This window comes from Gilliamella sp. B3022 (genome assembly GCF_028751545.1).
GTDB lineage: Bacteria > Pseudomonadota > Gammaproteobacteria > Enterobacterales > Orbaceae > Gilliamella.
Genome location: NZ_CP071867.1, coordinates 1,920,317 through 1,931,906, shown reverse-complemented (window position 1 = coordinate 1,931,906; position 11,590 = coordinate 1,920,317). Strand labels below are relative to the sequence as shown.

Below are 11,590 nucleotides of genomic sequence, written 5' to 3'. Positions count from 1 at the left end.
TCTACAATTCTGCTAGTGATACGTTATAATAAGCCAGAATTGCATTTTAGTTAACAAAAGAAATCATATGAATCAAAATCAAGAGACAATCAAAGAGCCAAACTTAGCTGTCGAGGAGATCGAAGATGAGATCATTTACGTCAGTAAAAGTGAAATTAAAAGAGATGCTGAAGAGCTTAAAAAACTCGGTATTGAACTAGTTAATTTAAGTAAAAATGAAATTGTAAAAATTCCTCTTGATGAAGATTTACTTTACGCTATTGAATTAGCGCAAAAAATCAAAAAAGAAGGTTATAGAAGACAAATTCAATATATTGGTAAGCTGCTTCGCAGTCGAGATATTGAACCGATAACCCTTGCACTAAACAAACTTAAAAATCGCCATAACCAACAAATAGCGATATTTCATAAATTGGAAAAATTGCGCGATGATCTTATTGAAACAGGTGATGCTGAAACCATTATTAGTTTATTTCCAAATGCTGACAGGCAACAACTGCGTACTTTGGCTCGTTTAGCTAAAAAAGAGTTACAAACCAATAAACCACCAAAAACAGCAAGACAAATTTTTCAATATTTAAAAGAATTGAGCGATACAGAATAAGTTTTATAATGTACGCTCATTACTAATGAACTAAACTATTATTAACTAAGATAGAGGATACAAAAATGGGACTTTTGAATGTACCAGCAGGTAAAGAATTACCCGATGATATTTATGTTGTGATTGAAATTCCTGCCAATGCAGATCCAATCAAATATGAAGTAGATAAAGATACTGGCGCAGTATTTGTTGACCGTTTTATGGCAACAGCTATGTTTTACCCGTGTAACTATGGCTATATCAATAACACATTATCTCTTGATGGTGATCCTGTTGATGTATTAGTCCCGACACCATACCCATTACAACCAGGTTCAGTTATTCGCTGCCGTCCTGTTGGTGTATTAAAAATGACAGACGAAGCGGGTGAAGATGCTAAATTAGTCGCAGTACCACATACTAAACTTTCAAAAGAATATGACCATATTAAAGATGTTGAGGATTTACCAGAATTATTAAAATCTCAAATTAAACACTTCTTCGAACAATACAAAGCACTCGAAAAAGGGAAATGGGTTAAAGTAGAGGGATGGGAAAACGCAGAAGCAGCTCGTAAAGAAATTATCGAATCTTTCGAAAGAGCTAATAAAAAATAGGCTTAATCAAAAAAATTACAAAATTCGTATTAAGCAATCATTACAAAAAGTTATAAAAAGGAGTCACTAAAAAATCTTTAGTGACTCTTTTTTTATACTTAACTTTGACTTTCGAAATAAAATTAATTTTTTGTCATCTTTTAATTGTTTTATATCAAATTAAGTATATTTTAAACAGAAATATATATAAAACTGCATTATAAGATGAAAAAATTGTCATTAAGATCTTGCTTTCGAATATAATTTATGCGGTAATAGTAGCAGACTTATAACGCAGTATTTTATTATGAAAACGATTAACTTTTTTTATGTAACGTTAATCATATTTTTAGTTTTGAGTTGAAATAATAATACTAAGTGAAGGTCTATTCGTGCCTTAAAGGCAAATTATTAATTATTGTTAGGATGTCTAGTAAATGAATAAGAAAACTGGCCAAGTAAAATGGTTTAACGAGAGTAAAGGTTTCGGTTTTATAACCCCTACCGATGGAAGTAAGGACGTATTTGTTCACTTCTCAGCTATTTCCGGCGACGGATTTAAAACATTAGCTGAAGGTCAACAAGTCGAATTTGCTATCCAAGATAGCCCTCGTGGACCAGCAGCAGCTGAAGTTGTTGTTATTTAACTAACTAATTTCTTTATTAGTGTGAAATCAAAGCCCATTTTAAATAAATGGGCTTTTTATTGTTTTAACAACTTAATAACAATCATGTAATTAAAAAAGCGACCCGAAGGTCGCTTATTGAAATAAGTAAAATAAATTATTTTTTATTATTTAGAAACTACAGCGATTAAATCTAATACTTTGTTAGAATAACCCACTTCATTGTCATACCAAGAAACAAGTTTCACGAAAGTATCGCTGATTTGAATACCTGCTTTCGCATCAAATACAGAAGTACACACTTCACCTAAGAAGTCAGTTGAAACAACTGCATCTTCAGTATAACCAAGAACACCTTTCATTGAGCCTTCAGAAGCTTCTTTGATCACTTTACAGATCTCTTCGTATTTAGCTGGTTTAGCTAAACGCGCAGTTAAATCCACTACAGAAACGTCTGGAGTAGGGACACGGAAAGCCATACCAGTTAATTTACCGTTTAATTCAGGGATAACTTTACCTACAGCTTTAGCAGCACCAGTTGAAGATGGGATGATATTTTGAGCAGCACCACGACCACCACGCCAATCTTTGTGAGATGGACCATCAACAGTTTTTTGAGTAGCTGTTGTCGCGTGAACAGTAGTCATTAATCCTTCAACGATACCAAAATTATCATTAATCACTTTAGCTAAAGGCGCTAAACAGTTAGTAGTACATGAAGCATTAGAAACGATATCTTGACCAGCGTATTCTTTGTCATTAACGCCCATTACGAACATAGGAGTGTTATCTTTAGAAGGACCAGTTAAAACAACTTTCTTAGCACCAGCTTCGATGTGTTTACGAGCAGTTGCATCATCTAAGAAAAGACCAGTTGCTTCAGCAACAACATCAACACCTACTTCATTCCATTTTAAGTTTGCAGGATCTCTTTCAGCAGTAACGCGGATAGTTTTACCGTTAACGATTAATTTGCCGTCTTTAACTTCAACAGTGCCATCGAAACGACCGTGAGTTGAGTCATATTTAAGCATATAAGCCATATATTCAACATCTAATAAATCATTAATAGCAACGATTTCGATGTCTGAACGTTTTTGAGCAGCACGGAAAACAATACGACCAATACGGCCGAAACCATTAATACCTACTTTGATTGTCATAACAATTACCTTCTTTTTTGTGTTTTTAAATATAAAAAATCTTTGCTGTAAGCTATCAAATTTTAACGGTTTATTCAAGATCATTCGATCAATTTAGACACGAATTCATTAAATAGTTTTAACAGAAAATTATTGAAATAACACGATTAGCAATAAAATCATTTACTTACTCAAAACACCTCACCTGACAAAATAAATAAGTAAAAAATAGTCCCTAAATTTCAAAAAATAGTGACTGCTAATTTAATCAAATTGCCATAACCCACTTTTATTGCACAATTTATACACTTCACTAATCTACATAATCATCATTGTTTAAAATTATGTCCAGCTATTCAGGTCAAATTGTAAAGATGAATTCGAAATAAATCGGTAAGATCATTTGTAGATATTTTCTAAACACTTTCATCTTGTTAAATTTCAATGCGAACGTTTATTGATGTTTATATAACATAACTATTTACATTGACGCCTAATTTTTTACATCAGTAAACAAACCATTATGTTTCATCGATTATGAAGATTGAAGGATTAAATGAAGATAACTTAGTGTATTTTTCGAGTACACAAATTGTAAATTGACTAAACAATTATTTAACAGCTAAAAATCACAACGATACGCTGACCATTGCCTAACAAGATCAAACCAAGAAAACATTGAATCATTACTGTCTCTACTTTTAATTTCATACAAACCCTTTAAATAATAGGTTATAATAAACGCATATTATCTATGATTTAATATGCATATAAATTATATAAAGTTTTATTGTTTAAATCTTAGTTTATATAACAATTTTAAACATTATTGCAGTTACCTACCATGAAATAGCAAAATCATGGATGTTGTAAAAATTAGATAGTGTAAGACAGTAATCTATTGAATTTTAAAAAAAGAAATACCACCATGAATAGTGAAGATAATTTTGATAACCACACACCAATGATGCGACAGTATCTTAAGTTAAAAGCTGAAAATCCCGACATTCTACTGTTTTATCGTATGGGCGATTTTTATGAGATGTTTTATGATGACGCTAAGCGTGGCTCGCAACTTTTAGATATTTCGTTAACTAAACGTGGTTCTTCTAATGGCGAGCCGATTCCGATGGCCGGCGTACCTTATCATGCTGTTGAAAGCTATTTGGCTAAATTAATTTCTCTTGGTGAATCGGTTGCGATTTGTGAGCAAATCGGGGATCCTGCGACAACTAAAGGTCCGGTGGAGCGAAAAATTGTTCGTATCGTAACACCTGGTACCGTGAGTGATGAATTATTATTAGAAGATCGTAAAGATAATTTATTAGCATCAATATGGCAATCAAAAAACCACTATGGTTATGCCACACTCGATATAAGTTCTGGACGATTTTTTATCTTTGAAACAGATAGTTACGAATCAATTCAAGCTGAATTGCAACGTACAAATCCAGTTGAACTGCTTTATCCTGAAGAGTTTCAATCAATGGCTTTGATCGAACATCGCAACGGTTTAAGACGTCGCCAAATTTGGGATTTTGACCTTGAAACCGCCAAACAACAGCTTAATTTACAATTTGGTACCAATGATTTAGTCGGATTTGGCGTGGAAGATTGCCTTTATGCACTCAGTGCAGCTGGCTGTTTACTGCAATATGTGAAAGATACGCAGCGCACCGCGCTACCTCATATTCGTTCAATCATCAAACAATCAGCTTTCGACTTTGTGGTACTCGACGCAGCAACGCGGCGAAACCTAGAAATCACTGAAAATTTATCGGGTGGCACACAAAATACAGTGGCTGAAATTTTAGATAAAACCCAAACCCCAATGGGTAGTCGCATGTTAAAACGCTGGTTACATGCCCCAATTCGTGACGTAAATTTATTACAACACCGTCAACAAGCAATCAGTGAATTACAAAATCATATTGATGATATTCAGCCATTATTAAAACTCATTGGCGACCTTGAGCGTATTTTAGCACGGCTTGCACTACGAACAGCTCGTCCACGTGATTTTGCCCGTTTGCGTGATGCTTATAACTTACTGCCTCAAATGCAACAGTTATTAAGCCAAATGAATACGCCAGCTTTAATTGCTTTGCGAGCTAAAATCAATCAATTTGATCATATTGCATCTATTTTAACGCGAGCAATTGTCCAGACACCACCTATCATTATTCGTGATGGAGGCGTCATTGCCAGTGGTTACAATGCCGAACTTGACGAGCTACGCAATCTTGCAGATGGTGCAACGAATTATCTGGAACAACTGGAAATTCGCGAACGTGAAACTTTAGGTATAGACACACTAAAAGTCGGATTTAATGCTGTACACGGCTACTATATTCAAATTAGTCGAGGACAAAGCCATTTAGCACCAATTCACTATACCCGACGCCAAACACTCAAAAATGTTGAACGGTACATTATTCCAGAGCTTAAGGAGTATGAGGATAAAGTCCTCACCTCAAAAGGTCGTGCACTAGCACTTGAAAAACAGTTGTATGATCAATTATTTGATTTACTTATGCCACAGCTTGTCGATATGCTACTCAGTGCCGATGCTATCGCTGAACTTGATGTCTTAACGAATTTAGCTGAACGAGCTTTAACACTCAATTATCAATGCCCTACATTTTCTGAAAAAGCAGGTATTGAAATTATTAATGGTCGCCATATTGTTATTGAACAAGTTTTACAAACGCCATTTATTGCTAACTCATTACGGCTTTCACCTGATAAAAGATTGCTCATTATCACCGGTCCTAATATGGGTGGTAAAAGCACGTATATGCGCCAAGCTGCATTAATTGTTTTACTGAGCTACATAGGTAGTTTTGTGCCCGCATCAAAAACCATTATTGGACCGGTTGATCGCATCTTTACCCGAATTGGTGCCTCTGACGATTTAGCGTCGGGGCGTTCAACATTTATGGTCGAAATGACTGAAACCGCTAACATAATGCATAACGCCACTGAACAAAGCCTTGTGCTAATGGACGAGATTGGACGTGGTACATCGACTTATGACGGATTGTCCTTAGCTTGGGCATGTGCTGAAAACTTAGCAAACCAAATCAAGGCGATGACACTTTTTGCTACCCATTACTTTGAGTTAACGCAACTACCTGAACATATGCAAGGCGTTTATAATATTCATTTTGATGCCATTGAACATGACAATACAGTTGCCTTTATCCACGAAGTATCTGAAGGTGCTGCCAGTAAAAGTTTTGGTATTGCGGTAGCCGGATTAGCTGGCGTACCAAAACAAGTATTAAAACGCGCCAAACAAAAGCTAAAAGAGCTCGAAGTCATTTCGAAACAAGCGGCAAAGAGCCATGTTGACCAATCGCAGCTTAGCTTTGTGACGGAAAGTGAACCTTCTGAAATTGAACAAGCGCTTAAACAGATCGATCCTGATGCCTTAACACCAAAACAAGCATTAGAAATGTTGTATCAATTAAAGCAAATGCTGTGAAACCAATACCTCCTAAATTACAAAGGGCTTTGTGCCCTTTTTTGTTTATCTATCTTTTTCAACTAACTTCCTTAATCATCACAGAATAATCAATAATTATCTTAATGATTAATCAAAATATTAATATTAGTGATCGGCTACACTGCTCGTTAAAACAACTAAAGTTGTTCTGTGAGCGTTAAATTATCTCCATCTAAGCTTCGCCAGCCTATTTCAACTAACAGTTTCCTAAATAAGATTATTTCCAATATTTTTTCTTAGAAGTTTTACCAATACCAGGATTTAGACTATTAGTCGGATCAAGTTCTTGATAGAATTTTTTCAAATCGGCATTAGCGTGATACAGATGCCCAACATTATGTTCTGCTGGGTATTGTGCCCCACGCTGATCAAGTAAAGCCAAAATTTGTTCCTTCACTTCATCACAATCTGTGCCTGTTTTAGCAATATAGTCTTGATGAAAGACATAACAGAAAAAATGCCCATAATACATTTTATAGATAAAGTTTTGATCAATGTCTTTTGGCAAGGTTTCAAACCAATCTGTATCATTACGACGTAGGGCAATATCTAATGCCACAATGTTTTCCACTGTTTTACTATGGATATTTCGATAAGATGTGGCAGCACCTGCTGCAGCAAAACGATGTAACATTGCCGCTTCGGCTTCTTTAGCATTACACAAAAAATAATTTCCGTTTTTATTTTGGAAATAATCTCTTAAAAATGCTTCAGCTTCGGCAATACCATCATCTGCCATTTTTAAAATTAAATGATGTTCATAACGATCACGGTAGTCACGGATGGTTTTCGGTAAGTGATTAGGTAAAAATTTAGAGACAAAAATAGAAAAATGATCAGAAAAGTTTTTTGGAAAAAATGGAATTTTACCTGTAACACGATCAACAAAGTTTTTAAAAGCGAAAAGGCGAGGTATGGTATCGGTTCCTAATTTTTGGATAGCCAAAAAAGTCGGTTTGCCATAAACCGCAGCAATATCAAATGCGACTCGATGCATATATTCGCCTGATACCGGTAATGTTTTAAACTGACTTAAAATATGACGGCGAATATCATTTAACTCGTTTATATCATTGGTACCAATATAAAATACCTCTGATTTTTTCTCTAATGGAAATGTATCAAGACGTACGGCAAAAACCATTAAGCGTCCGGCACTACCCGAAGCTTCATAATGGCGAGCTGGATCGGCATTAAAACGTGCAGGAGTATCGGCATCAACTTCACGAACATGATCACAATAATGATGATCGTGACCTAAACCCGCATCGCGATTAATGTCATTTTCAGTATAGGTATGATTTTCTAGATTCTGTAAAATGGTTTCTGGGTCATCACCCAGTTCAATGCCTAAGTGGTTAACAAGATGTAATTGACCTTGTGCATCTAATTGTGCAAAAACAGCCATTTGTGTATAGGCAGGACCACGTTGAATTAGGGACCCACCAGAATTATTGCATATACCGCCCATAACAGATGCACCGATACATGATGATCCAATAACTGAATGCGGTCCTCGATTATATTTTTTTAACTCTTTTTCCAAACGAAATAATGTACTTCCTGGTAAACATACGACTTGCTCACCATTTTCAATAATTTGAATACCTTCTAAACGACGAGTACTCACGATTACAATGGGTCTATCATAATCATTACCATCTGGGGTCGAACCACCCGTTAAGCCAGTATTTGCTGATTGTGTAATAACAATAACATCAGCGGCAATACAAACTTTTAATATTTGCCATTGCTCTACTAATGTTCCAGGTAATACAACAGCTAATGCATCACCTTCACCAAAACGAATACCTTGACGATAAGGCAAAGTCCGATTAGGATTTGTTAAAGTGTATTTTTTTCCAACAATGGTTTGCAGTTGTTCAATTAACGCTGTTTTTTCATTTCCGTTCATTTTTATCTTACCTACTTATTTTTTATGTGAGTACCGATTATTTTATAATCGCTCAATCAGGTAGAAAAGATACATAATGTGCTATTCAATCAAATCCTTTAAAATAGTTTTATTTAATTGAATAAATGTTAAGATTATTTTTTATAGTTATTTCTTCTTATTAAGGATTAACGCAAACCATTTTATTTGCTGTAGAATCTGAATCGATATCACCGGCATCAGAACCAACCGCATATTGTATGCTGGCATCATCGGATAATGCCCAATAGTAGGATTGCGTTGAAGTATGCCAATCACTTGTTGGATAATAAAGTTGATAAGAAGATCCCCATTCATTAAAAATACCACCAATCCATTTACCACTTTCATCTTTATAGCTAATTTGTCGACGATAATTATTAATATTGTGTCCATTAATTCCGCCATGCCAACCTTTGCCATTAGCATTGGTCAAATCATTTACTTTAGGGAATCGATAACCATTACTCAGATTATCACAAAAGCGTTGTACATCACCCTTAGATGATGCATCATTTGAACTAGCGATATACCATCTATCAATATTAAAACTGTATAATAATTGTTGGTGTTCATTGTCTGCATAGATTTTAAATAGAACTGGGCTAAATGAAGTATCAGTGGAATTTTCATTAGGTCCATTTAAAACCACTTTTAATGCCAGCACCTTTGGTGAATTATCCCAACCTGGTGTTTGTTCGGATTTTAATGAAATGGTGACTTTATTCCCACCGTTAACAGGATAAACAATTTGACCATTTTGGGCATTAGCAGCTATGACTTGTTCAGGTGTAACCCCGCCTAACACCAAATAAAAATGAAGCCCATTTAAACCTGTCGTGGGAAAATTGCGATCAGGGTTACTGGTATCTTGCACTTTAAATCCTCGGCTTCTGATCCAATCAGGACCATCTGAATCAGGATAATGGCGTCCATCATACCAAACATTTGGTTGAATGTAACATACATACGGAGTATCAATTTTACGATTAAGATAATACGTATGCTTAGCACCATTAAAATGCGTCACATTAGGTATACCATATTGAGTAGATAATTGACCACCATTAGAAGTAATCGTTAATTTATAAGGGGAATCGCATGCTGTTAACTGGGCATTAGGATTATTTTTTACTTGCGTAGTAATATCGTTATTATTTGCATCTAACCACTTAACCATCAAATTACCAGTTGCATTTGGTGAAACATCACCATCTTCATCTCCCCAATAATTATCAGAAGATGCAATAAGATTACTCAATGAAATACTTGGATAGCTACTATTATTGACTAACGGTACCAAGGTTTTAATGCTCAAAAAAGTATCATTATTACTCAACAAATCAATGGGTGATTCTTGGCTTGAATTATCTATGATAGCATGAGGATATAAATCACTTTGACTGCCAGAAGCAATAAAGCTTCGACCATCAGATAGCTGTAAACCCAGTAAACCTTCAACACTGACCGCTTTAGTTTTACCACCGTCAAAAGTTAAATAAGGTGCATGACCATAAATAATACTTTCAGTCGATGCGGATAGTGCATTGACTAGATTACTAAACAAAAATAAAAAATAAACAACAATTATTGAAAATAATTTGACAATAAAATGAGAACGACAAAATTGATTAATATGTATTAAAAAAAAAAGATTATATTTACAGAAGACTACTTCAGACATATTGTATCTCCTTTGAAACTGCTTAATTTATTCGTGATAATGACTATCTAAAAACTAAAACTCAATTTCGATACAAAATATAAAACTGAAATAAGTATAAATGACTTTTTATCAAAAAAAATAGATTAAACAATAAACAAAATAGTTTAATAACAATATTAATTAACTGTATATAATTATTTACATAAAAATTACATGTTTCCGTATGACATTTTATTACATACTAGACTTATAAAAACATCTATTCATAAAAATATTATTACTATTCAAAATAATTTTGACTAAAACAAATAACATAATAAATTGATTTAAATAAATATTTTAAAAATAAGTGTCTAAGAAAATTTTTTGACAATATTTTGCCTTCTATCTCGATGGAAAAAACTCCATGCAATAAAACGACTCTTTTTTTGCCCTTGTGCCATTGAAATAATTTTCACCTCAGCAGGTTTAACTGTAATTAATTGCTTATTTAGTACCTTCAATGACTCTTTTTTAGAAACCAACGAAGTAAACCATAAGCATTGGTATTTGTATTGTGTACTTTCTTTGATCATATTAGTGATAAAAGCACTTTCACCACCTTTGCACCATAGTTCAGCCTGCTGACCACCAAAATTGAGAACAGGATTAGATTTTGAATATCGTAATTTACCTAAATTTTTGAGTTTAGTTTGATTACTAGCCTTTGCTGCTTGTGCCGAATCATGAAAAGGTGGATTGCACATAGTTAACATATAAAATTCTTTTGGCTTTATAATCTGTTTAAAAATTGCAGAGGTATTACTCTGTAATCGACAATCAATAAAACCATTTAATAATGGATTAGATTGAACAATAAGCTTTGCGACATTAATGGCCATTGGGTTGATATCACTACCCACAAATGACCAATCATATTCAGCTCGACCAATAATCGGATAAATTACATTTGCTCCTACACCGATATCAAGAACACGGATCTGTTTACCTAAAGGAATCTTATCTTCGTTATCATGAGCGAGTAAATCAGCTAGATAATGAAGATAATCTGCTCGCCCTGGAATTGGAGGGCAAAGATAATCATTGGGAATATCCCAGTTGCTGAGTTGATAATAATGTAATAAAAGTGCTTTATTTAGCAATTTAACTGCCATTGGATCAGCAAAATCGATAGATAACTTATTGTATTGATTCGTTTTAACGTACGTTGTGAAATCAGGTAATGTCTGGCATAGAGTCAAAAAATCATATCCATGCCGATGTTTATTACGTTGATGTAAAGCAGTTTTATTAACTGAGTTTGACTGTTCTTGCATGTTTTATCCAACATTAAAAAGACCGCCTATTATAAAGGTTTTACATAGAATAAGGAAAAGTAAAAAACGCTTAACTTAGCTTATTTTAAATAAGCTGTTTACACTTAAGTAGAAATTTCTACGGATAATGACATAAAATAATTCTTCCCCTAAGATTTTGCTGATATCGATTAAAACGTTGATATTATTGTAATACTATTTCGCATGGGTAAAAATTAGT

At 34.2% G+C, this 11,590-nt stretch carries 8 protein-coding genes; 4 read left to right on the top strand and 4 right to left on the bottom strand.

Annotated elements, in window-relative coordinates:
- The first annotated feature begins 67 nt into the window (after positions 1–67).
- From yjgA to cspE, 3 genes are all read left to right on the top strand, one after another.
- Positions 68–604, top strand: coding sequence for a ribosome biogenesis factor YjgA (gene yjgA / locus J4T76_RS08695; protein WP_267340495.1), 537 nt, complete (start codon positions 68–70; stop codon positions 602–604).
- Between the two features lie 65 nt (positions 605–669).
- On the top strand, positions 670–1,200 hold the full coding sequence (ppa, locus tag J4T76_RS08690) for an inorganic diphosphatase (RefSeq protein WP_267340497.1): 531 nt from the start codon (positions 670–672) through the stop codon (positions 1,198–1,200).
- Between the two features lie 416 nt (positions 1,201–1,616).
- Complete coding sequence (gene cspE, locus J4T76_RS08685; protein WP_065619463.1) at positions 1,617–1,826, top strand: transcription antiterminator/RNA stability regulator CspE; 210 nt, start codon at positions 1,617–1,619, stop codon at positions 1,824–1,826.
- Positions 1,827–1,972: 146 nt separating this feature from the next.
- Here cspE and gapA read toward each other — a convergent pair whose 3' ends face one another.
- The gene (gapA, locus tag J4T76_RS08680; RefSeq protein ID WP_267345624.1) at positions 1,973–2,968 is read right to left on the bottom strand and encodes a glyceraldehyde-3-phosphate dehydrogenase; all 996 of its coding nucleotides are present in this window, start codon (positions 2,966–2,968) and stop codon (positions 1,973–1,975) included.
- Between the two features lie 907 nt (positions 2,969–3,875).
- Between gapA and mutS the strand changes: the two genes are divergently transcribed.
- The gene (mutS, locus tag J4T76_RS08675; protein WP_267340499.1) at positions 3,876–6,434 is read left to right on the top strand and encodes a DNA mismatch repair protein MutS; all 2,559 of its coding nucleotides are present in this window, start codon (positions 3,876–3,878) and stop codon (positions 6,432–6,434) included.
- 238 nt (positions 6,435–6,672) lie between these two features.
- Here mutS and dld read toward each other — a convergent pair whose 3' ends face one another.
- The 3 genes from dld to rlmF all read right to left on the bottom strand — a co-directional run bounded on the left by dld (position 6,673) and on the right by rlmF (position 11,370).
- On the bottom strand, positions 6,673–8,370 hold the full coding sequence (gene dld, locus J4T76_RS08670) for a D-lactate dehydrogenase (RefSeq protein ID WP_267340501.1): 1,698 nt from the start codon (positions 8,368–8,370) through the stop codon (positions 6,673–6,675).
- A gap of 160 nt (positions 8,371–8,530) precedes the next feature.
- Positions 8,531–10,072 (bottom strand): hypothetical protein, encoded by a 1,542-nt coding sequence (locus tag J4T76_RS08665; RefSeq protein WP_267340502.1) that lies wholly within the window; start codon positions 10,070–10,072, stop codon positions 8,531–8,533.
- 335 nt (positions 10,073–10,407) lie between these two features.
- Positions 10,408–11,370 (bottom strand): 23S rRNA (adenine(1618)-N(6))-methyltransferase RlmF, encoded by a 963-nt coding sequence (rlmF, locus tag J4T76_RS08660; protein WP_267355660.1) that lies wholly within the window; start codon positions 11,368–11,370, stop codon positions 10,408–10,410.
- Positions 11,371–11,590 lie beyond the last annotated feature (220 nt).